Origin of the sequence: Streptosporangium sp. NPDC051022 (genome assembly GCF_040683035.1) — a bacterium.
In the GTDB taxonomy this organism is placed as follows: Bacteria; Actinomycetota; Actinomycetes; order Streptosporangiales; family Streptosporangiaceae; genus Streptosporangium.
This window is the reverse complement of sequence record NZ_JBFBCF010000020.1, coordinates 106,995-127,472: the sequence shown is the minus strand read 5'-3', so window position 1 is coordinate 127,472 and position 20,478 is coordinate 106,995. Positions and strand designations below refer to the sequence as shown.

Annotated in this window: 22 protein-coding genes and 1 tRNA gene; 15 read left to right on the top strand and 8 right to left on the bottom strand. The window is 69.4% G+C overall.

From position 1 onward, the window contains the following. Positions 1–78: 78 nt before the first annotated feature. The 7 genes from AB0N02_RS28875 (at position 79) to AB0N02_RS28845 (ending at position 6,254) form a co-directional block, all read left to right on the top strand. Positions 79–1,452: an aminotransferase class I/II-fold pyridoxal phosphate-dependent enzyme gene (locus AB0N02_RS28875; protein ID WP_363952809.1), complete on the top strand. Its 1,374-nt coding sequence runs from the start codon at positions 79–81 to the stop codon at positions 1,450–1,452. Between the two features lie 143 nt (positions 1,453–1,595). Beyond that, entirely contained in the window at positions 1,596–2,513 is a 918-nt protein-coding gene (locus tag AB0N02_RS28870) for an NADP-dependent oxidoreductase (protein WP_363952807.1), read from the top strand. A gap of 356 nt (positions 2,514–2,869) precedes the next feature. Next, the gene (locus tag AB0N02_RS28865) at positions 2,870–3,778 is read left to right on the top strand and encodes a lytic polysaccharide monooxygenase (RefSeq protein ID WP_363952805.1); all 909 of its coding nucleotides are present in this window, start codon (positions 2,870–2,872) and stop codon (positions 3,776–3,778) included. Between the two features lie 61 nt (positions 3,779–3,839). Next, entirely contained in the window at positions 3,840–4,448 is a 609-nt protein-coding gene (locus AB0N02_RS28860; RefSeq protein ID WP_363952803.1) for a DUF305 domain-containing protein, read from the top strand. 68 nt (positions 4,449–4,516) lie between these two features. Next, positions 4,517–5,353: a MetQ/NlpA family ABC transporter substrate-binding protein gene (locus AB0N02_RS28855; protein WP_363952801.1), complete on the top strand. Its 837-nt coding sequence runs from the start codon at positions 4,517–4,519 to the stop codon at positions 5,351–5,353. A gap of 204 nt (positions 5,354–5,557) precedes the next feature. Beyond that, a complete protein-coding gene (locus tag AB0N02_RS28850; protein WP_363952799.1) occupies positions 5,558–5,848 on the top strand; it encodes a DUF6458 family protein in 291 nt (96 codons plus the stop codon). Positions 5,849–6,035: 187 nt separating this feature from the next. Next, positions 6,036–6,254 (top strand): DUF4235 domain-containing protein, encoded by a 219-nt coding sequence (locus AB0N02_RS28845; protein ID WP_363952797.1) that lies wholly within the window; start codon positions 6,036–6,038, stop codon positions 6,252–6,254. A gap of 160 nt (positions 6,255–6,414) precedes the next feature. Here AB0N02_RS28845 and AB0N02_RS28840 read toward each other — a convergent pair whose 3' ends face one another. Continuing rightward, complete coding sequence (locus tag AB0N02_RS28840; protein ID WP_363952795.1) at positions 6,415–7,410, bottom strand: SDR family oxidoreductase; 996 nt, start codon at positions 7,408–7,410, stop codon at positions 6,415–6,417. Positions 7,411–7,645: 235 nt separating this feature from the next. Here AB0N02_RS28840 and AB0N02_RS28835 point away from each other — a divergent pair, with 235 nt between their 5' ends. Further along, positions 7,646–7,891, top strand: a complete 246-nt coding sequence (locus AB0N02_RS28835) for a BON domain-containing protein (protein ID WP_363952793.1) — start codon at positions 7,646–7,648, stop codon at positions 7,889–7,891. Beyond that, positions 7,888–8,601: a metallophosphoesterase gene (locus AB0N02_RS28830; RefSeq protein WP_363952791.1), complete on the top strand. Its 714-nt coding sequence runs from the start codon at positions 7,888–7,890 to the stop codon at positions 8,599–8,601. The genes AB0N02_RS28835 and AB0N02_RS28830 overlap by 4 nt, the downstream gene beginning before the upstream one ends. Positions 8,602–8,812: 211 nt before the next feature. On the opposite strand, the gene AB0N02_RS28825 is transcribed toward AB0N02_RS28830, so the two are convergent. Next, complete coding sequence (locus tag AB0N02_RS28825; RefSeq protein WP_363952789.1) at positions 8,813–8,962, bottom strand: GPGG-motif small membrane protein; 150 nt, start codon at positions 8,960–8,962, stop codon at positions 8,813–8,815. 22 nt (positions 8,963–8,984) lie between these two features. Further along, positions 8,985–9,488 (bottom strand): DUF6328 family protein, encoded by a 504-nt coding sequence (locus tag AB0N02_RS28820; protein ID WP_363952787.1) that lies wholly within the window; start codon positions 9,486–9,488, stop codon positions 8,985–8,987. Between the two features lie 66 nt (positions 9,489–9,554). Here AB0N02_RS28820 and AB0N02_RS28815 point away from each other — a divergent pair, with 66 nt between their 5' ends. Next, a complete protein-coding gene (locus AB0N02_RS28815) occupies positions 9,555–10,151 on the top strand; it encodes a hypothetical protein (protein ID WP_363952785.1) in 597 nt (198 codons plus the stop codon). A 243-nt stretch (positions 10,152–10,394) separates the two neighbouring features. On the opposite strand, the gene AB0N02_RS28810 is transcribed toward AB0N02_RS28815, so the two are convergent. Further along, positions 10,395–10,766, bottom strand: coding sequence for a PRC-barrel domain containing protein (locus AB0N02_RS28810; protein WP_363952783.1), 372 nt, complete (start codon positions 10,764–10,766; stop codon positions 10,395–10,397). A 294-nt stretch (positions 10,767–11,060) separates the two neighbouring features. Here AB0N02_RS28810 and AB0N02_RS28805 point away from each other — a divergent pair. Together AB0N02_RS28805 and AB0N02_RS28800 are read left to right on the top strand one after the other, a co-directional pair. Continuing rightward, a tRNA-Lys gene (locus tag AB0N02_RS28805) sits at positions 11,061–11,134 on the top strand. A 118-nt stretch (positions 11,135–11,252) separates the two neighbouring features. Further along, entirely contained in the window at positions 11,253–11,468 is a 216-nt protein-coding gene (locus AB0N02_RS28800) for a DUF2277 domain-containing protein (RefSeq protein ID WP_363952781.1), read from the top strand. Between the two features lie 93 nt (positions 11,469–11,561). Here the strand turns inward: AB0N02_RS28800 and AB0N02_RS28795 are convergent, their stop codons facing one another. Both AB0N02_RS28795 and AB0N02_RS28790 read right to left on the bottom strand, forming a co-directional pair. After that, positions 11,562–13,505 carry a potassium transporter TrkA gene (locus AB0N02_RS28795; RefSeq protein ID WP_363952779.1) on the bottom strand — a complete coding sequence of 648 codons (1,944 nt, stop codon included), beginning with the start codon at positions 13,503–13,505 and terminating at the stop codon, positions 11,562–11,564. 191 nt (positions 13,506–13,696) lie between these two features. Then, positions 13,697–14,050, bottom strand: coding sequence for a hypothetical protein (locus AB0N02_RS28790; protein ID WP_363952777.1), 354 nt, complete (start codon positions 14,048–14,050; stop codon positions 13,697–13,699). A gap of 289 nt (positions 14,051–14,339) precedes the next feature. Here AB0N02_RS28790 and AB0N02_RS28785 point away from each other — a divergent pair, with 289 nt between their 5' ends. Both AB0N02_RS28785 and AB0N02_RS28780 read left to right on the top strand, forming a co-directional pair. Next, complete coding sequence (locus AB0N02_RS28785; protein ID WP_363952775.1) at positions 14,340–14,720, top strand: STAS domain-containing protein; 381 nt, start codon at positions 14,340–14,342, stop codon at positions 14,718–14,720. Between the two features lie 561 nt (positions 14,721–15,281). Further along, a complete protein-coding gene (locus AB0N02_RS28780) occupies positions 15,282–16,370 on the top strand; it encodes a hypothetical protein (RefSeq protein ID WP_363952773.1) in 1,089 nt (362 codons plus the stop codon). Positions 16,371–16,513: 143 nt separating this feature from the next. On the opposite strand, the gene lpdA is transcribed toward AB0N02_RS28780, so the two are convergent. Both lpdA and AB0N02_RS28770 read right to left on the bottom strand, forming a co-directional pair. Further along, positions 16,514–17,914: a dihydrolipoyl dehydrogenase gene (gene lpdA, locus AB0N02_RS28775; protein WP_363952771.1), complete on the bottom strand. Its 1,401-nt coding sequence runs from the start codon at positions 17,912–17,914 to the stop codon at positions 16,514–16,516. A gap of 296 nt (positions 17,915–18,210) precedes the next feature. Continuing rightward, the gene (locus AB0N02_RS28770) at positions 18,211–18,837 is read right to left on the bottom strand and encodes a hypothetical protein (RefSeq protein ID WP_363952769.1); all 627 of its coding nucleotides are present in this window, start codon (positions 18,835–18,837) and stop codon (positions 18,211–18,213) included. A gap of 376 nt (positions 18,838–19,213) precedes the next feature. Between AB0N02_RS28770 and AB0N02_RS28765 the strand changes: the two genes are divergently transcribed. Further along, positions 19,214–20,422, top strand: coding sequence for an amidohydrolase family protein (locus AB0N02_RS28765; protein WP_363952767.1), 1,209 nt, complete (start codon positions 19,214–19,216; stop codon positions 20,420–20,422). Positions 20,423–20,478: the final 56 nt, after the last annotated feature.

The following is a 20,478-nucleotide window of genomic DNA, read 5'->3' as shown; positions in this document are numbered from 1 at the left end:
ACTGCACGTCAATGCACTTATGTACACGTACATATCGGCATATAAGCGATGGCCCGATCTGGAACGAACGGGGGGAGTGTGGAGCCTGACCAGCTTCGCCGGCTCATCGCGACTCGAACGCCGCTGCACAGCACCGACGTACTGGCACGGACCGTGCTGGAGCTCATCGCCTCGGGTGAGATCCCGACGGCGACACGACTCCCCACCATCCGTGAGTTGGCCCATGAGCTGAGAATGAGTCCGTCGGCCGTCGCCCAGGCCTGGCGCATCCTCGCCGACCGTCGCGTCGTCGAGACGCGGCGAAGGGGCGGCACCATCGTCACCGGACCGCCGCCGACGCCTCGCGCGTCGAGACTCGAACGCATGCTGCGGGCGAGCACCGGAACGCCCGTGGACCTGGGGAACCTCAACTACGATCCGCAGTTGCTTCCCGACCCGCAGCCGGCGCTGCTCGCGGCGATACGAAGGCCCGGACTACACTCACTCGACCCGGAATTGATCACTCCCGAGCTTCGCGGCGCCGTCGAACAGACTTGGCCGTTCCGTGCGGAGGACTTCCTGGTCGTACACGGCGGAATGGACGGCGTCGATCTCGCCCTTGGCGCGTCGATCAAGGCGGGTGATCGCGTCATGGTCGAGGAACCGTCGTTTCCCCGTCTCTTCGATATCGTCGAATCCGTCGGCGCCACCCCTGTCTCCATTCCTTGCGGTCCTGACGGACCGGACCTCGATGTTCTCGCGAGGGCTCTGGCTGACAAGCCGAGTGCGTTCCTCTACCAACCCTTCGGGCATATTCCGATGGGACGGTCGGTCACCCCTGCCTGGATAGAGAAAGCGGCCGCGTTGCTCGCGGGATCGTCCGTCACCGTCATCGAGGTCGTCGTCATTCCCTTCCTCGCGGAGGACGGCATACCGTCGTTGGGTCCTTACCTGGGCGCGCAACTCGTCCAGATCCAGAACTTCCTCTTCTCGCATGGAACCGACCTGCGAGTCGCGGTCGTCGGGGGTGCCCACGACCACATCGAGCGGATGTGGTTCAAGATCACCTACTCCAGCAGGTGGGTGAGCCGAATCCTGCAGAACTCCCTCGCGTTTCACCTCACCGATGCCGCGTCCACGGCGGCCGTCGCCGCTGCCGCCACCACATACCGGCAACGGCACGCCGATTTCGTCGACGCGCTGAAGCGGCGTGGATTCGACATCGGAAGTAACGCCGGCATCAGCGTCTGGGTGCCGGTTCCCGACGAGCACTCGGTCTGCACACGCTTGGCCCGAGAGGGCGTCTCCGTACTCCCTGGATTTCTGTTCCGCAGGCAGCCGGTCGCTCCGGGACACATTCACGTGAACGGCGCCGTGGCCGCCCGGTCCGCCGACTTCTTCGCGGACGCGATCGCCGGTGCCTCCGATTTCGGGCTGACGGGCCCTGTGTTCTCCGGACGCCGGAGTAAATGAGCTGTACCGTGCCGCCACGCCATTCGCCGGGCACTCCGACGGCCTGCGCGGAGTGTGGCGGGACGATCGGGTCGACCGGTTGACCTAAACCTTGGTTGGGGTTGCAGGGTGGTGGCTGACGGCGACGAGTGAGGGAGCTTTCGATGAAGGCCGCTGCGTTTTCCGAGTTCGGTGGACCCGAGGTGCTCAAGGTGACGGACCTGCCGGTGCCGGAGGCGGGTGAGGGACAGATCCGGGTCCGGGTCAGGGCCGCGGGCGTGCAGCCGTTCGACGTGGGCGTGCGCCAGGGGTGGCTGCCCGCGGGCGTGGAGGGGGATCTGCCCCGTGTTCCCGGCAACGAGTTCGCCGGGGTCGTCGACCAGGTCGGGCCGGGGGTGCCCGGAACCGCCGGGGTGGCCGTGGGCGACGAGGTGCTGGGCTTCAGCCTGCTGAACTGCTACGCCGAATACGTGGTGGTGCCCGCCGAGAACGTCACCGCCAAACCCGCGAACATGTCCTGGGAGGTGGCGGGCGGCTTCACGGCGGGCACGCAGACCGCCCACATCGCCCTCAGGCAACTCGGCGTCGGGCCGGGCGACACGATCCTGGTCCACGCCGCCGCGGGCGCGGTCGGCAGTGCCGCGGTACAGCTGGCCCGGCTGTGGGGGGCCACGGCCATCGGCACCGCGCGCGAGGAGAACCACGACTACCTGCGCTCGCTCGGCGCGATCCCCGTCGCGTACGGCGAGGGCCTGCTGGAGCGGGTGCGCGCCCTCGCCCCCGGCGGGGTGGACATGGTCCTGGACGGCGCGGGCGGCGACGCCCTGGACGTCTCACTGCGGCTGGTGAAGGGAGAGCGAGTCGTCACCCTGGTCGAGCACGACAGGGCCGAGGAACTGGGCGTCCAGGTGACCAGGGGAGTGCGCCTCGCCTCCCGCCTCGCCGAGCTGGCCGATCTCCACGCCAGGGGGGAGCTCGCCTTCCACGTGCGCCGGACCTACCCGCTGGACCGGGCCGCCGACGCCCACCGCGAGGTCGAGGCGCGGCACGGCCGGGGCAAGGTCGTCCTCGTGATCGAGTGATCCGTGTCCGGGCGATCCGGGGACCCGCCCCCGCGCGTTCGCGCCCGGAGCCTCTCGCGACGCCGTACGGTGAGCGGTGGCGCCGGCCTGACCGGCGCCCGTACGATGATCGCGATGCGGCGGACGCCCCGTTCACGGCGGTGAGCGTCCGTTCGTGGCGCGGAGGGCCTGCTCGTGGCGCGGAGGGGAAGGCCTTCGAGGTGGCCGGCGGGGAAGGGGCCTTCCGGCCAGGTGAATATGCGGCCGGTATGTAGCCGCACCGAATGAATTTTTAGTAAGGTTTCTTGTTAATAACGCGCTATCCGTCGGCCGTTGGACATGTCCTACCTCCATCCCCCCTTCCAGGAGGAGTCCACGTGCACCTGCGACACAAGGTGGCAACCGGTGCCGCCGCACTCACCATCGGTTCCCTGCTCGCACTGCTCCCCATGACGGCGGCGGATGCCCACGGGAGCCTGTCGAACCCGCCCAGCCGTGCCTACGTCTGCAAGAACGAGGGGCCCGAGACGCCCAAGTCGGACGCGTGCAAGGCGGCCGTCGCGGCCGGCGGCACCCAGGCCTTCTACGACTGGAACGGAGTCTCCATCCTGGAGGCGGGCGGCAACCACCGCGCGCTCATCCCGGACGGCAAGCTCTGCAGCGCCGGGCGTGACAAATACCGTGGCCTCGACCTCGTCAGGGCCGACTGGCCCGCGACCCAGGTCTCGCCGGGGCCGCTGACGGTCACCTACCACGCGACCGCGCCCCACGGGGACGGCAACTTCGAGTTCTACATCACCAAGCAGAGCTGGGACCCGACCCAGCCGCTGAAGTGGTCGGACCTGGAGCCCATCACCACGTTCGCCCACCAGAACCCCACGACGTTCACGAACTGGACGATCAACCTTCCGCAGCGGAAGGGCCGCCAGCTCATCTACTCGATCTGGCAGCGCATGTGGGGCAGCACCGAGGCCTTCTACACCTGCTCGGACGTGGACTTCGGCGGCGGGAGCACCCCGACCGCGACGCCCACGGTGACGCCGACGGTGACGCCGACCTCGACCGTGACCCCCACGGTGACCCCCACGGTGACCCCCACGGTGACGCCGACCGTGACTCCCACGGTGACGCCGACCCAGTCGGGCAACGCCTGGAAGGCGGGCACCGTCTACAGCGCGGGCACCCTGGTGACCTACAACGGGGCGACCTACCGGTGCCTGCAGGCGCACACCGCGCTGGCGGGCTGGGAGCCGTCGAACGTTCCCTCGCTCTGGCAGCGTGTCTGACCTGGCCTGATCGGGACGGCGCCCGCCGTCCCGATCAGAGCACCCCCCCACAGGAGTACCAATGATGAAACGCGCGGTCCCGATCGTCCTGGGCGCCTTCCTTCTCACGGGCTGCGGCGCGCACAGCATCCAGGAGTTGCAGGGCGGAGGTCAGCTGACCTACACCCCTCCCGGTGCGCCCGTCGCGGCGCCGGCGGCCGACGCCGGTCCGGAGCACAACCCGGCCGACGTGACGTTCCTGCAGATGATGGCGCCGCACAACACCCAGGTCGTGAAGCTGGTACGGATGGCCGAGAGCCGGAACGTCCGGTCCGACCTCAAGGTCCTGGCCGCGGCCATCGCCACCACCCAGGAGGCGGAGACCGCCTCGATGGTGGCCTGGCTGAAGGGCTGGAACCAGCCCACGGCGGGCTCGGCCTCCAACGCGCACGCCTCCCACGGTGGGTCGGGGCTGACCAAGGCGCAGTTCGACGCGCTTGAGAAGACGGCCCCGGCGGACTTCGAGAAGAAGTTCATCAACGCGCTGATCGCCCAGCAGGACGACGCCGTCCAGATGGCCAAGATAGAGAAGATGGCCGGCGGGAACGCCGCGACCAAGGCCCTGGCGGACCGGATCGAGGCCTCGCGCTCCGCCCAGGTCAAGCAGCTGCTGGCGATGCTGGGCCAGTAACCGATTTGTCCGCGGACTCTCCCCTGTGACATATTTCCCACTAAACATGCGGGAAAAGGGGGAAAGTCATGCGCAAGTTGCTCGGGATCGTGGCCGGAGTGATCCTGGCCGGAGCCCTCACCGCGTGCGGCGGGTCGTCGGCCACCACGACCGCGCCCGCCGCCGCGCCGAAGGCCGACGCCCCGCTCAAGGTGGGGGTGAACCCCGTGCCCCACGGCGAGGTCCTGAAGTTCGTCAAGGACACCCTCGCGGCCAAGGCCGGGCTGAACCTGGAGATCGTCGAGTTCACCGACTACGTCCAGCCCAACGTCCAACTGGCCGAGGGACAGCTGGACGCCAACTACTTCCAGCACATCCCCTACCTTGAGGAGTTCTCCAAGGGCAAGAACATCACGCTCAGCTGGGTCGCGCCGGTCCACATCGAGCCGCTCGGCCTGTACTCCAAGAAGATCGAGAACATCTCCGAGCTGGCCGAGGGAGCCTCGGTCGCACTGCCCAACGACGTGAGCAACCTGGGCCGCTCGCTCAAGCTACTCGCCGACAACGGAGTGATCACCCTCAAGGAGGGCGTCGGCGTCAAGGCCACCGAGCGCGACGTGGCGGGCAACCCCAAGAACCTGCGTTTCAAGCCCCTGGAGGCGGCTCAGCTGCCCCGCTCGCTCGAGGACGTGGACGCCGCGATCATCAACGGCAACTACGCCCTGGAGGCCGGGCTCCAGCCCGCGACCGACGCGCTGATCCTGGAGAAGGGCGAGGGCAACCCCTACGCCAACGGCCTGGTGACCGTGCCCGCCAAGGTGAACGACCCCCGCATCAAGAAGCTCGCCGAACTCCTGCGGGGACCCGAGGTCAAGAAGTTCATCCAGGACACCTACAAGGGCGCCGTCCTGCCCGCCGGCGGGTGACCCATCCCCGGGAAGCGCTCCGTAGAGGCGGAGTGTTTCCTCCGCCTCCGCGTCCGACTCCCGGCGGGCAACGGGACCTGGACGACTTTCGCCTGCTCATCGAGGCCGTGGCGACGGCAGGGGTGAGGCGTCCGGGGAACGTGACGTTTGAGATTCGCACGGGGGATAGGTGATGGGGCGTTGGCTCGAAGGAGGGAGTTCCCCATGACCATCGCAGGCGGCATCGTCCTCATCATGCTCGGCGCCATCCTCACGTGGGCGGTCGAATTCGACATCGCCGGCTTCGACATCAACATCGTCGGCGTCATTCTGATGCTCGGCGGTCTGGCGTGGCTGCTGTTCGCGCTCTATCGGCTCAGGATCGCCCGCCGGGCGGTGGCCTCCACCGCCACCGTCGTCGAGGACCCGGTGACCCAGCGCCGCGTCTATGAGGAGCCGGTGACCCAGCGCCGCGTCTACGAGGAGCGTCACTACGACGACCCGCCGGTCGTGTGATCCTTCCCCGCCCTTACGGGGCGCGGAGGATCCACGGCCCCACCCGCCCACGACCGCCCCGCGGCCGGTACGGGCCAACCGGTACCGGGGCGGGCCGGGCGGGTGCCGCCGCCCGATCGGTGGTGAACGTCGACTGTGAATGGAGAGCGGAACGTTGAGCAGGGTCGTATCCCGGGGAGCGAGCGCCGTGAGCGGAATGCTCGGCGGCGCCGTCGCGGGTGCCATTTTCAAGCAGGTGTGGAAGTTCGCGTCGGGCAAGGAGGACGCGCCCCAGGCGACGTCCGCCGAGTACGGCTGGGGCGAGATCCTGGTCGCCGCGGCGATTCAGGGTGCGATCTTCGGTGTGGTCAAGGCCGCGATCGACCGCTCGGCCGCCGGGAGCATCCACCGGGCCACCGGCAAGTGACCCCTGCCCGGAGGCCGGGACTGCCGGAGGCCGGGACGGGCACCCCGAACCGGCGGGCGGCGGTGGTTCTCACCACCGCCGCCCGACACCGTCCCCGAGTGCCGTTCCCGAGCGCCGTTCCCGCCAACCGCGGCTTCCCCCCGCTGCTTCGCCGCGCGTCTCAGCTTCGCGCGCGCCGCAGGGCCGCCACGGCGATCGCCCCACCCGCCAGGGTGAGGGCGGCCAGGCCCCGGTGCCGGGAGAGCCAGGCCTGCAGGCTGCGCGGGTGGGAACGTTCGTCGAAGGTGCCGTGGGCACCGTAGTCCTTGTTCTCGTCGGCGGGCTCCCACAGGTTGGCCACGTCGTTGGGAGGCAGCTCCTTCGTCTGCTGACTCTCCCGGCCCGAACGGGCGAGATAGCGGTCGACCAGCCCGGGAGCCAGCCGCTGCGCGATCATGGTCGCGGCCGTCGGGGCCCCGACCCAGTACTCGCGCCGCTGCGGGTGCTCGGCGGCGAAGACCAGTGCCCTGGCGGCCACCTCCGGTTGATAGATCGGCGGCACCGGCTGCGGATGACGGCCGAGCTTGGACAGCACCCAGGAGAACTGCGGGGTGTTCAGCGCGGGAAGCTGCACCATGGTGATCTGGATCCCGCTCCCGTCGCTCATCAGCTCGGTCCTGACCGTTTCGGTGAACCCCTTGATCGCGTGCTTGGCGCCGCAGTAGGCCGCCTGCAGCGGGATGCCCCGGTAGGCCAGGGCCGACCCGGTCTGGACGATCACTCCCCGATCGCGGGGACGCATCAGGTCCAGCGCCACCCGGGTACCCCAGACGTAACCGAGGTAGGTGACGCGGGTGGTCCGCTCGTACTCCTCGGGCGTGATCTCGGTGAAGGGGGCGAAGACGGAGGAGAAGGCGACGTTGATCCACACGTCGATCGGCCCGATCTCCCGCTCGATCCGCTCCGCGGCATCCCTGACCTGCTCGTAGTCGGCCACGTCGGCCTCGTAGACCAGCCCGGAGCCACCGGCCGCGCCGACGTCGACCGCGGCGGAGCTCAGCCCGGTCGTGCCTCTGGCGATCAGTGCGACGGTGGCGTCGCGGGCACCCAGCTCCTGGACCACCGCCCGTCCGACCCCGCCGCTGGCTCCGGTCACCACGACGACCTTGTCCTTCATGATCTCCTCCTCCGATGGGGCAGGCGGCTCCCGTACCCGAGCGTGTGCCGGTCATGCCCGGCGCCCGGATCGTGCTCTCCCCTCCCTCACGCGGTACCGCCCTGCCGATCGAGAGCAGGATCGGGCCCGGACCGAGATCCGTCCGAGGGCCCGCTCTCCCCCCGGGGGCCCTTTAAACGCGTTTCGCCCGGTGTTTCGTGGGAACGCGGTATTTCGCAGCCAAAGGAGGTCGACGGTGGAGGCTCCGCAATATGTCGCCGCGCGTGTCCAGCGCGCGCTGGCCGAGGACGAGAGAACCAATGAACTCGGCATCAAGGTGGACGTCAAGGGCGAGCAGCTCTTCCTACGCGGACAGGTGACCGGCACCGAGCGCCGCCTGCTCATCGCCGACGTGGCCCGCGAGGCGGCTCCCGGGCTGACGGTCCGCAACGAGATCAGCGTCATCGACGTCCGGGAACCGGGAGAGGAGGAGCAACTGTGAGGCAGCTGCGGATCGCGGCGGTCGGGGACGTCCACCTGGACGAGAGTCTCAGGGGGCGTTACCGCGAACGGCTGGCCGACATCGGGGAGCACGCCGACGTGCTGCTGCTCGCCGGGGACCTGACCCGGCACGGCACGCTCGAGGAGGCGGCGGTGGTCGCCGACGAGTTCCGCGATCTGCCGGTCCCGGTGATCGCCGTCCTCGGCAACCACGACCACCACTCCAACCACCCCGGGGAGATCGCGGCCATGCTGTCCGACGTGGGGATCAGGGTCCTGCACGACGACGCGACCGTGCTCAGCGTCGACGGAGTACGGCTGGGCGTGGTCGGCGGCAAGGGCTTCGGCGGGGGATACGCGGGCAAGTGCGCCAGCGACTTCGGCGAGCCGGAGATCAAGGCCTTCATCGGGCACACGAAACGGATCGCGGACCGCTGGCGGGTGGCGCTCAAGGAACTCCAGGCCGACCGCAGGATCGTGCTGTCGCACTACTCCCCGGTCAACGACACCCTCGCCGGGGAGCCGCTGGAGATCTACCCCTTCCTCGGCAGCTACCTGCTGGCCGAGGCGGCGGACGCCGAGGGCGCCGACCTGATCATCCACGGTCACGCGCACGCGGGAACGGAGAAGGGCGTGACCCCGGGCGGCATCCGGGTCCGCAACGTGGCGCTGCCGGTGCTCAGGCGGGCCTACGGGGTGTACTGCCTCTGACGCCCACGGGTGCACCTGCGACCCCGGAACGGCGGCCGGCGAGAAAGGTCACCAAGAAGAAAAGAAAAGGTGACGGAGACGGAAAAAGAGAAAACGAAAAGCCATGAAGAAGCGGGCCGGGTGGAAACCCGGCCCGCTGATGCTTCTGGTGAGAGTTCGGGACGATCTGTGTTCGGCGCCGAATATGGTTTCGCGCGGGCATCCGCCCGCGTCATACGTTGAAGATGCTCACACCCCCGGGCCCGATGAGGAAGCCGAGGACGATGAGGACGATCCCCCAGAGGAGATCACGACGAGCCAGGATCACGTAGATCCCGGAGATGACGAGAACGACTGCGATGATCCAGAGCAAGGTAGCCATGACAGGCCTCTGCCCTCACAATTCATGATTTAACATCTTTGATCCGGTAGAGATCGACAATTGGCTGAAGAATCCATAGCCATGTGCTTGCCAGGGCGATCGCACCGCCGAACAGGGCGGCGGGCCACGCGTTGATGACCGTTTCCGCGACGAGGGCCACCGCGCTGGTCATCGCGACCGCCAGCCCGACGGCTCCGGCGACGCCCAGTTCGTTGGCCCTGTGCAGCATCTTCTCCTTCAGCGGGGTCCGGAACAGCAGGCGGTGCTGGGCGGCGGGGGTGATGAAGCAGACCGACGCCAGGGCGGCGCTCAGCAACGCGATGAAGAACAACCAGCGGCCCAGGGTGTCCACCTTGTGGAATCCCGCCGAGAACGGCAGCGTGAGCAGGAACGCGAAAAGGACCTGCACGCCGGTAACGGCGACCCGCAGGCCCTGTAACAGCTCGCCCAGCTCTCGATCGACCCGTTCTTTGTGTGTCTCGCCGGGCTCCGGTTCTGCGTTGTGCGTCTGCTCCACCTGAATCATGAGGAGGCATTACCCGAGTCAAAGTTCGCCATGCCTATCCGGGAATCTGTGGGGTACGCGGGAGGTATGGGAAGTCACAGCCACGAGGTAACCGACGCGATCCTGGAAACGCTGAAACGGGCGGGCAGCGGGCTCAAGGACGCCGGTGTCCGGTTCGCGCTCGCCGGGGGATGCGCCGCCTACGCGCGCGGGGCCGCGCCCTCGCTGCACGACGTGGACTTCGTCCTTCCCCAGGAGGACGTGCCGGCCGCGCTGGAGACGCTGCGGGGCCTCGGGTTCGTGACGGTCAAGCCGCCGGAGGACTGGCTGGTGAAGGCCTACGACGAGGGCAGGCTGGTGGACCTGATCTTCAGCATCTGTGACCATCCCATCACCCCGAAACTGCTGGCGAGGGCCGAGCCGATGAAGGCCTCCGCGGTGATCCTGCCCGTCCTCGAGGCGACCGACCTGGTCATCACCTGGCTGCTGCCGCTCTCCGAGCACAGCTGCGACTACGGCTCTCTGCTGCCCCAGGTCAGGGCGCTGCGCGAGCAGGTCGACTGGAAGCGGGTCGCGGCCGTCGCCCAGGACTCGCCGTACGCGCTCACCTTCCTGACCCTGCTGGAACGGCTGGACGTGCTCTCTGGGCCCGTCATCCCCGAGGGCGAGTCGTCCTGGCCCTGAACGCCTCCCGGAGCCCTGCGTGCTCCGGCCCGGAGCGCCGCCCGGTCCCGCGTGCCGGGCGGCCGAGGGGGAAACTCCCGGGGCCCGGTACGGCGGGCCTCCCTCCGCCCCGGCCGTTCCCGGCGGGAAGACCGCGAGGACGGAAGCCGGAAAGAAGGACGGAGGACGGAAAGAAGGGGGAGACGCGGGAAGGACCCCGCCGAAGCGGGGCCCTTCCCGTCATCGCTGTTCGAGACGCCGACATCAGTAGACGCTCGGACCGCCGCCGTAGGGGAAACGGCCGTAGTAATCGCCGACGGTGTCCCGGTAGACGCGCTCCTTGAAGTTCGACTCGTCGAACTCGGGGGCGTTCTTGATCTCGTCCTTGGTGCGCGAGAGGTGGACCCTGCGCTCCTGGGGGTCGATCCGGATCACCGTGCTGGCCGGAAGCAGGACCTTCTTACCGAAGATCCAGGGGCCGGTGTCGACGACGATGTAGCTCTCGCCGACCTCGTAGGTCGCCTCGTCGACCGAACCGATCTTCCCGTCGGCAGCCTCCACATGGTAGCCCGCGACGTCGAGGCTCTTGTTGACGTCATAGACATCATCTCGGTAGCTCCACAGCTCAGGCTGCATGGTGTACATCTCCCTCTGGGTTGATTCTTCGGGCCTGCTCCCACTGCCCGGGAGGGCGGGACTAAACGGCGCCCGCCCGGCCCCTGCCGTGGTCCACGCCGTGATCAAGGCCGTGGCCTGGCGGGAGCGAGCGGAAAAAATCATGGACTCCGCCGGGAACGCTCCCAGACGTCCCGCGTCCGCCGACGCCCCACGACCGCGAGCCCGGGGCTGCTCCGGGTTTCGTCACACGCCGTCCTGCGGCGTCCCATGTACAGACCAGGGTTTCGGATCCGGTAGTCTTGTCGAGGTCAAGCGCCGCTAGCTCAGTTGGTTAGAGCAGCTGACTCTTAATCAGCGGGTCCGGGGTTCGAGTCCCTGGCGGCGCACCGACACGAAGGCCCGGAGCGGATTCGCTCCGGGCCTTCGTTCTTCCATCCCGGCCGGTTCACGTTCCCCGCTGCCAGGTGCCGTCTTTTGTCGGTGGGGTGGAATATGGTCCCTGTCATGTGCCGGAGCATCAAAACCCTTCGGGAGCCCTACGCCAGTGACGTGACCGACGAGGACGTGCGAGCCGCCGCGCTGCAGTATGTCCGTAAGGTCTCCGGCTTCCGGGCGCCGTCCACGCGTAACGCCGAGGCCTTCGAGCGGGCCGTGGACGTCATCGCCGCCGCGACGCAGGTCCTTCTCGACGACCTCCAGGTGAGGCATCCCGCCCGGTGAGACACCCGACCTGGTGAGAGGGGGGCGGTGGGCGCGGCTTTCCGCCGATCGCTCGGTCCGGTCACGGCCCTCCGCCGGGTTCCCATGACGGTCTCAGGCGTTTCCGCCGGTCGGTGACCTTCCCTGAGCCGTCCTCCCCTGAGCCACCGGGAGCGGGATGTCGCCCGTCTGCCGGAGGGCGCCGCCGGCGAGCACGATCACGCTGTCACCGGGCTCGAACGTCAGGCGTCTGCTCTTGGGCGGGTTCAGGACGATGCCGCCGCCGGAGTGGGCGGTGGCCGTGCAGTCCATGCGGTAGCCGAGCGCGACCTCGCCGTACGCCTGCGCGGCGGCCACCACGGTCGCGTAGTCGACCGGGACCGACAGCCGCACGTAGGCGTCGGCGGGCCTGATGTAGATCTCCTGGCCTCCGGCGTCGAACAGATCGGTGAACACGTCATGGCGCCGGGGGTTCTCGGCGACCTGGATCATCAGCAGGCTGGTGATCTTGGAGCTGACGATGAAGTCGTCGACCTCGGTGACCTCCACGAGACGCCGGTCGCGATCCTTCGCGATCTCGGTCACCAGGGTGTGCCGCCACCCGTTGCTCCTGCTCATCTCCCTGACGTGCAGGAGGGTGAGAAGCGTGCGCGAGTCGGCCACGTGCGGGCTGAGCCGGTCGTCGGCCAGGATCAGGACGTGGTCGTAGGCGCCGATGTTCAGCGCCTCCAGGGTGCGGTACCGCGTGATGTCCCCGGCCTCGTGGGTGAGGGTCAGGCGGGCGACCCCGGCGGAGAGGGCGGCGGCCTGGGACGTCATCCGGGAGTCGTTGGTGACGATCTTCACCTGCGAGCCCCGCGGGATGTAGCGGTCGAACTCGGTGACGATCGCGGCACCGCAGTCGTTCCAGCCGAGCACCAGGACACGGCGTGCGACGGGGGCGTGCGCGCCGGTGGCGACGATCATCTCCCCGTCCACCCCGGCGGAGGTGCGGACCGGCTTCGTGCCCTCGGTGTCCGCGAGCAGGATGAGCCGGTCGCCCGCGTCGATCGCGGTCTCCCCGGGCGGGTTGAGCAGCACCCTGCCCTCCCGCTCCAGGCCGATGAGCGAGCAGTTCTCCAGCGTCGGCAGGACGTCGCCGAAACGCTCGCCCGTCAGCTCTCCCGGCTGCCGGTAGTAGATCTCGTTGCCCTGGAAGCCGAGCAGGTCGTTGTAGACCGTGGACAGGCCGGCGTGCAGGCAGGTCTGGACCATGACCCGCGCCGAGACCTCGTCGACGTCGACGATCAGCGCGTTTCCCCCGCCGGCGAGACGGGCGGCGATGAGATTGTCCGGATCCCGGATGCCCGCGACCAGCCGGCCCCTCGGCCGCACCCCAGCGGCGTCGAGGGCCAGGAGGCTCTTGATGGTCCTCGCGTCGGAGTCGGCGTCCTCCGAACCGAGCACGATGACCGCCCGCGCCCGCCCGGGGTTGACGATGGCCACGTCCGCCGGATCGGTCGGGCTCCCGGTACGGCACACGACGCGCAGACGGCGGGGAAGGGCGACCCTGTCCCTGATGGCCTCCTCCATGGAGACCCGGTCCTTGTCGGCGAGGATCGCCACGCAGGTCCTGCCCCTGCCTCCGCTCCTGCCGACGCGGGCGACGGAGAGCTCGGACAGGATCAGGAAGACCTGCTCCGACCAGCCGAGCACCACCGTGTGATCACGCTCGATCACCAGCGACCTGCCCTTGCGCAGGCTGGCCAGCTTGTGGTCGAGCCCCGTCTTGATCAGCCCGATGAGCGTACTGAAGATCACGATCCCCGTCAGGGCGAGCACCAGCATGCTTCCCAGGAACGCCGGTGAGCCGCTGTCCTGGGTCACCATCCCCGGTGACATCGTGCGCATGAGGCCCGACCAGAGAGCGGAGGGCAGATCCGTGGCACCCGGGGCGAGGGCGAGGACGGCCGTCGCCCCGACGACCGTCATGGCGAGCGCCGCGACGGCGAGCAGGCCGATCATCGCCCAGGTCCCCCGGGCGACGAGGTTGTCGAAGCCGTACCGCAGACGCCTCAACGGGGAGCCCTCCACCTTCTGACTTTGAGTGACTTTATAGACACTGAAGGTGATTATGGCTCGCCATCGAGGGGAGGGGAAGGCGGGTGGGTGCCTGGGGCTCCCGATGCCCGCCGAGAGCGGAGGGGGTCCCGGCCGGAGCTTCGGGAGTCCGGCCGGGACTTGTGGGGCCCGCGGGCCCCTCGGGATGGTCAGCCCACCTTGGCGCAGATCACGAAGACGCTGATGCCGACGTCGTTGTGCCCGGGCTGGCGGCCGAGGCCGATCCAGCCGGTGCCGTCATCGGTGGGGAAGGAGCCGACGAGGATCGCGTCGTTGCCGCGGGCCTCGGCGCCGCCCCCGGTGGCCCGCTTGCCAGCGGGGCACTTGACCGTGCGGCGGGTGAAGTTGGGGACGTTGGCGTTGGGAAGGGTGACGACCTGGTACTCGCTGAAGTCGGCGGCCGCGCGGGCGGAGGCCGTGGCCGGCGCGACGGACACCGCCGTCAGACCGGCGCACCCGACGAGGGCGGCCAGGGCGACAGTCGTGAGCTTGTTGGGGCGCATGCTCTCTCCTGGGTCGGATGGTGCTGCTGTGATCACGTAAAGTAAACACATGGACACGTAAAGTGTCCAGACCGGGTTTTGTGGCCTCGCGGTGACTTGCGCCGGGAGATCCGCCCCGCAGGGTCCTCCCGCCCCGCCGGCTCCTCCCGCCCCGGCGTCGAGAGACGTTATGCACATGTCTCCAGGTCGTCGCCCGATCGCCCGCGGAGGACGGGTATACCTTGTGATCGGGTCGTGGGACCGCCGGGGCGGGCCGCGCCATCGGTGAGGGGGGAGGGAGAAACGGGCGATGAGCGAGGAGCTGTTCGTCCACGTCACCCACCACGAGGAGGCGGGGTGCGCCGTGCTCACGGTCACGGGTGACATCGACCGGACCTCCAGTCCGTTGCTGAGGAACACCATCCACGAGCTGGTCGCGAACCGTCACGTCCGGCTGGTCCTCGACGTCGAGGGGATCACCTTCTGTGACTCGAACGGCCTGCGGACCTTTCTCAGCGGGATGGCCCTGGCCTTCGACGCGGGCGGGTGGATGCGGCTGGCGGGCGTGCGGGGGCACTTCGAGCGGCTCCTGCGGATGACCGACCTCTACGGTTTCTTCGCCATCGACCCCGACGTGGTCGGCTCCCTGCAACACGCCTCCGGCGGCGACGGGACCTCGGCCCGGGAGTGAGGCGGGCGACGTCCCGGCGCGCGTTCCCGGCCCCCTCCCCGTGGCCTACCGGCCTCCTGTGGTCTCCTAGGGCCTCTTGTGGCCTCTTCCGGCGTTCCCCCGTGTTCTTTCGGCCCCCCGGCCGGTCCCCGGGTCGGCCCCCGGTCGGCCGCTCCGGGGGCTCTGGCCGCCGCCGTACTCCCGCGTGTCTCCTCACATGCTCTGAGCAGGGGGTTGACGGAACGGGCCGTAGCCGTACTATGACATAAAGTAATCGATGATTAACGCTTTGTGATCAGATGAGGGTGTGGCCGCATCCGGTGGTCGACCGCCGGGGCGCGGAGCGCGTCCGATCGCTCGCGGGCGTTCGGCGGGGGCCGTCGACTCACTGACTCCTGCGCCGCACGCGCCGCCGACGCGATCGGGGAGGCCGAGCCCTCTGCGAACGGCGTGCGTTGTCGAGAGCTTGAAAAACGGCTCGAACCAGACATCTCTCGCGGTTCTCTCTCGACCTTGTTCTGCCTGTCGCGCGGGGTCGCGATCGTGTCTGGCCGTTCGTCCCCCCAGCCGATGGAGAACGGCATGCTTAAGTCACGAAAGGCAATCACGGGAATCCTCTGCGTCCTCGTCACGCTCGCGGCCACCTTCGCCGCCATGGCCGCCAGGGCGGGGACCACGGTCCCCAACCGTTGGGGATTCGCCTACGTCGATGTCTTCAACGGCGTCCCCGACCTCGCCCGCCAGGCGGGAAGCTGGACGCCCGGTCCCACGGTCTCGGTCACGACCCCGCCGGGGGGACCGACATACGTACGGTTCCCGCAGATCGCGAGCAGCGACGGCGTCGTGCACGTCACGGCCGTCTCCCAGGGCGCCCACTGGTGCCAGGTCCTGAGCTGGGGCCCCCTGGGCCTCGACCTGCGCGTGGCGGTGCGCTGCTTCCGGCCCGGCGGTTTCCCGGCGACCGTCCCGTTCACGATCGTCTTCGAGCAGAGCAGCGGCCTGCTGCCCGCGCCCAAGGCGTTCGGCTACGTCCACCACAACGGCGCGGTGATCGCCGACCAGTTCAACTCCTCCGGCGCGGTGAACACCGTCGCCGCCGGGCCGGTGGGAGTGTGGAACGTCGTCCTGCCCGGTCTCGGATCGGCGGGCAGAACGGGCGGCGTCCAGGTGACCGCGGTCAATCCCTCCCAGGCCGCCCGCTGCAAGGTCGGCGGGTGGGTCTCCACGCCCGCCGCCCAGACGGTCCGGGTGCGCTGCCACGACGCCGCCGGAGTACCGGTCAACAGCGGCTGGACGCTCACCTACCAGCGGGAGCGGGCGATCACCGGGGCGGCGCTTCCGCCGAAGAACTTCGCCTACACCTTCGACGTCACCCCGGCCAACCCCGGGCCCTACGCCCCGCTGCCGCCCGCGATCAACTACAACTCCCAGGGCGGCGTGAACACCGTGCGTTCCGCCGGGCTCGGCCTTCGCCTGGTGACCTTCCCGAACGTCGGTGTGCTGCCCGACAACGTCCAGGTCACCGCCTACGGACCGGGGCCGGAGCACTGCAACCTGCTGGCCCCGTGGAACACCGGCGGGCTCACCGCGACGGTCCGTGACGTCGCCTGCTACAACGGCTCCACCCGGGTGAACCGGGCCTCCCTGGTCACCTACACCTCGGCGCGCTGACGTCCTCAGGCGCGAGCCGGGCGGCCCGGCGCGTGTCCGTGGGACGCGCGCCGGGGCGGCCGGGCCACCCGAGGCCGCCGGGGTCGCCGGAGCCGCCGGAGTCGCCGGAGTCGTGGTCTCCGGCGTTCCCGCCGGGGCCGCCGTCACATGTTGATCATGTGTCCCGCCAGCCCGTGGATCGCCTCCTGGATCGCCTCGCCGAGCGTGGGGTGAGCGTGCACGTTACGGGCGACCTCGCTGACCGTCAGGTCCCACTTCTGGGCCAGCGTCAGCTCCGGCAGCAGCTCGGTGACCTCGGGGCCGATCAGGTGGGCGCCGATCAGCTCGCCGTGCTCGCCGTCGCTGATGACCTTCACGAAGCCGACCGCGTCCCCCAGCCCGTGGGCCTTGCCGTTCGCGCTGAACGGGAACTTGGCCACCTGGACGTCGAAGCCCAGGTCCCGTGCCTGCGCCTCGGTGTAGCCGAAGCTCGCGACCTGGGGCTGGCAGTACGTCGCCCTCGGGATCATCACGTAGTCGAGCTCCATCGTCTCGGCGTCCGCGATGGTCTCCGCCGCGATGATCCCCATGGCCTCCGCCGCGTGCGCGAGCATCAGCTTGGCGGTCACGTCGCCGATGGCGAAGATGTGCGGCACGTTCGTACGGCACCGGCCGTCGACGGCGATGGCGCCCCGGTCGGTCAGGGCGACCCCGGCGTTCTCCAGCCCGTACCCCTCCACCCGAGGCTGGAATCCGATGGCCTGCAGCACCTTGTCGGCTTCGAGGACCTGCCGCTGCCCGTCCCGGGAGACCGTCACGCGCACCTTGGCGCCCGAGTCGTCGATGGACTCCACGCGCGTCGAGGTCAGGACCTCGACGCCCAGCCGCTTGTAGTGCCGCGCCAGCTCGGCCGAGACCTCCTCGTCCTCCAGCGGGACGATGCGGTCGAGGAACTCCACGATCGTCACCTTGACGCCGTAGTTCTGCAGCACGTACGCGAACTCGACGCCGATCGCGCCCGCACCCGCGATGACGATGCTGCCGGGCAGCTCGTCACTGAGGATCTGCTCCTCGTACGTCACGACCCGTTCGCTCACCGAGGTCCCCGGCAGCAGCTTCGTGGTCGCGCCCGTCGCGATGATGCAGTGGTCGAACGTCACCGTCTGCTCACCGCCGTCGGCGCCGGTCACCCGGAGCGTGTTGGCGTCGGCGAACGTGCCCCGTCCCTCGTACTCGACGATGCCGTTCTTCTTCATCAGGAAGTGCACGCCCTTGACGTGCCTGTCGGCGACCTTACGGCTGCGTTTGAACGCCTCGCCGTAGTCGAAGGTGACCGTCCCGTCGACCCGGATGCCGAATGTCTTGGCCTCGTGGCTGAAGATGTGGGCGAGCTCGGCGTTGCGCAGCAGCGCCTTGGAGGGGATGCACCCCACATTGAGGCAGACGCCACCCCAGTAACGCTCTTCGACGATCGCGGTGCTCAGGCCCAGCTGGGCGGCCCGGATCGCGGCCACGTATCCCCCGGGGCCCGCACCGAGGACTACGACGTCATAGTGAGTGCTCATGGGTCGGACACTATTGAATGCGCGGGCGCCGTGTTCGAAGGGGGGCGCCTTCACACGCCGTCCGGCGGGAGGGGGGGACCACTTGCCTTGGGAGGCGCCTTCGCGCACGCCGTCCGGCGGGAACGGTGACCACCTGCCTTGGGGGGCGCCTTCGCGCGCGCCGTCCAGGGGGAGCGGTGACCACCTGCCTTCACCGGGTCTGTGACCGTCCGGGCGCCGGTACGGCGGGCAGGGAAGCGGGGCGGATCGGCGCCGATGAGCGGTGCTCGGCCCGGTGGGCGTTTCCGGAGGTCCTGTCAGCCGCCCCGGCGCGCGTGCTCGAGGCACTGCCGTCCGATCCGGCGCTCGATCTCGTCGTGTACGGGCCGGTAGGTCGCGGCGGCCGTCAGAGCCTGTTCCCGGAAGCGCCCTCGGGCCTCCTGGAGCTCGGCGGCGATCCTGCGTCGCCCGCCGGGCAGCAGCCGTACGAACCGCAGTCTCGTGCGCTCGTGCGCGGCGCGCAGTGTCGTGCCCGCCTCCCGCAGCGCCGCCACGTAGCCGATCGCGGCGTCCCGCCACAGCCGGGCCTCCTCGCCGCTGCACGACACCCTGTGCCCGGCGCCGTGGCGGCGCAGGGTGTAGACCGGGCACATCCCCTCGGGCATGGGCGTGGTGTTCAGCTTGTAGCTGCCCACGCTGATCCGGCCCTCGGTCACCGCGAAGTGGTGCCCGCACGGCTGGCCGTCCACCCTGCTCTGCAGGCCGATGTCGTAGAAGTACGGGTAGACGGCGTGGTCGCGGCGGTTACGGCGGACGCGGCGCGCGCGCAGGGTCTTGGCGCGGAGATCCGAGACGAGTCCGGGCACCGAGACGCCTTCCACGAGGCTCACCATGCTCACGAGGACGGCGAGCAGGCCGAGCACGAGCAGGATGGTCTGGAGCATCGACGGCTTCTCCCCCAGGCGTCCGCGAGAGCGGCGGACGTTTCGACAAGCGGTGTGACCGCTCTGGCTTTCGACGCTGTCGCCCTGTCGCCAAGCCGCGTTGGGGATCCCCGATTGCGCCAACGCACGGCCGTGTGCCGAACAATAGCATTTTTCCCATCATATTAAATGGTTTTCGCTACCTAATCATATTTGGAGTTGTGTCGCTGGAGTGCAGTTGATTGATGGGCGGCAGTTGTGGGGGAATATCACATCCGAAGATGTTTTCCGTACGGCGGGCGTGACCGTCACGTTCCCCGATACGGAGCCCCGCTCACCCATGCCGACCGGTCAGAATGAGGCTTTGGGCGACCCGGGACGGCCGAGAGGGGGCGCGATGACCGGCGAGGACGGGAACGCGGGCGGGACGACGGCCCCGTGCCGGATGGGGAGACGGGAGCCCCTCGAGTCCCTGGAACGGGCGGTCGAGGCGATCCCGCTGGTCGACCACCACGTGCACGGAGCCCTGGCCGAGAACGTGTCCCGGCGGCGGTTCGAGGAGCTGATCACCGAGTCCGACCGGCCGGTGCCCGGCTGGATGACCCAGTTCGACTCCCAGATCGGCTTCGCCGTCCTGCGGCACTGCGCGCCCGTGCTCGGCCTCGACCCGCACACCGACCCCGAGACCTATCTCGCCCGCCGCGGCGAGCTGGGGGCCGAGGAGGTCAACAGGCGCCTGCTCGCCGCCAGCGGGATCGGCCACTTCCTGGTCGAGACCGGCTACCGGGGGGAGGAGATCCTCGACCCGGCCGGGATGGCGGCGGTGTCGGGGCGCCCCGCCGACGAGGTCGTCCGTCTGGAGGCGGTCGCCGAACGCGTCGTCGCCGACGGGACCGACGCCACCGGGTTCGCGGCCCGCTTCGAGGCGGCGCTGTGGGAGCGCAGCCGTACGGCCCGCGGTCTGAAGACGATCGTCGCCTACCGGTACGGGCTCGACATCGACCCCCGCCCGCCGGCCCCCGGCGAGGTGACGGCGGCGGCGGGACGCTGGCTGCGGGAGACGGATCTGACCGGGACGATCCGCGTCGACGACCCGGTGCTGCTGCGCCACCTGATCTGGAAGGGCGTCGAACGGGGTCTGCCGCTGCAGTTCCACATCGGCTACGGCGACCCCGACGTGGACCTGCGCCGCTCCGATCCGCTGCTGCTGCGCGGCCTCATCGAGCTGGCCGAACCCAGCGGGGTCCCGCTGCTGTTGCTGCACTGCTACCCGTTCCACCGCAACGCGGGCTTCCTCGCCCACGTCTACCCGAACGTCTACTTCGACGTCGGGCTGGGCGTGAACTACACCGGGGCGCGCAGCGTGGCCGTCGTGGCCGAGAGCCTGGAGCCGGCCCCGTTCGCGAAGATCCTCTTCTCCTCCGACGCCTGGGGACCCGCCGAGCTGCACCACCTGGGCGCCCTGCTCTGGCGGCGGGCGACGACCCGGGTGCTGTCCGGTTTCGTGGCGGACGGGGAGTGGAGTGAGGCGCAGGCCGTACGGGTCGCCACGATGATCGGCGCCGGGAACGCCCGCCGCGTCTACGGCCTGGGGGAGGACGTGTGACGGGCGATCACCGCGGCGGGGAGGGACGTGTCGTGGGCCACCACGGACACCTCGTC

Bases quoted from the DNA above. Each gene is read 5' to 3' on its own strand.
- AB0N02_RS28870 (WP_363952807.1), top strand. From the start codon at position 1,596: ATGAAGGCCGCTGCGTTTTCCGAGTTCGGTGGACCCGAGGTGCTCAAG.
- AB0N02_RS28860 (WP_363952803.1), top strand. From the start codon at position 3,840: ATGATGAAACGCGCGGTCCCGATCGTCCTGGGCGCCTTCCTTCTCACG.
- AB0N02_RS28855 (WP_363952801.1), top strand. From the start codon at position 4,517: ATGCGCAAGTTGCTCGGGATCGTGGCCGGAGTGATCCTGGCCGGAGCC.
- AB0N02_RS28850 (WP_363952799.1), top strand. From the start codon at position 5,558: ATGACCATCGCAGGCGGCATCGTCCTCATCATGCTCGGCGCCATCCTC.
- AB0N02_RS28840 (WP_363952795.1), bottom strand. From the start codon at position 7,410: ATGAAGGACAAGGTCGTCGTGGTGACCGGAGCCAGCGGCGGGGTCGGA.
- AB0N02_RS28825 (WP_363952789.1), bottom strand. From the start codon at position 8,962: ATGGCTACCTTGCTCTGGATCATCGCAGTCGTTCTCGTCATCTCCGGG.
- AB0N02_RS28820 (WP_363952787.1), bottom strand. From the start codon at position 9,488: ATGATTCAGGTGGAGCAGACGCACAACGCAGAACCGGAGCCCGGCGAG.
- AB0N02_RS28815 (WP_363952785.1), top strand. From the start codon at position 9,555: ATGGGAAGTCACAGCCACGAGGTAACCGACGCGATCCTGGAAACGCTG.
- AB0N02_RS28810 (WP_363952783.1), bottom strand. From the start codon at position 10,766: ATGCAGCCTGAGCTGTGGAGCTACCGAGATGATGTCTATGACGTCAAC.
- AB0N02_RS28800 (WP_363952781.1), top strand. From the start codon at position 11,253: ATGTGCCGGAGCATCAAAACCCTTCGGGAGCCCTACGCCAGTGACGTG.
- AB0N02_RS28790 (WP_363952777.1), bottom strand. From the start codon at position 14,050: ATGCGCCCCAACAAGCTCACGACTGTCGCCCTGGCCGCCCTCGTCGGG.
- AB0N02_RS28785 (WP_363952775.1), top strand. From the start codon at position 14,340: ATGAGCGAGGAGCTGTTCGTCCACGTCACCCACCACGAGGAGGCGGGG.
- AB0N02_RS28780 (WP_363952773.1), top strand. From the start codon at position 15,282: ATGCTTAAGTCACGAAAGGCAATCACGGGAATCCTCTGCGTCCTCGTC.
- lpdA (WP_363952771.1), bottom strand. From the start codon at position 17,914: ATGAGCACTCACTATGACGTCGTAGTCCTCGGTGCGGGCCCCGGGGGA.
- AB0N02_RS28770 (WP_363952769.1), bottom strand. From the start codon at position 18,837: ATGCTCCAGACCATCCTGCTCGTGCTCGGCCTGCTCGCCGTCCTCGTG.
- AB0N02_RS28765 (WP_363952767.1), top strand. From the start codon at position 19,214: ATGACCGGCGAGGACGGGAACGCGGGCGGGACGACGGCCCCGTGCCGG.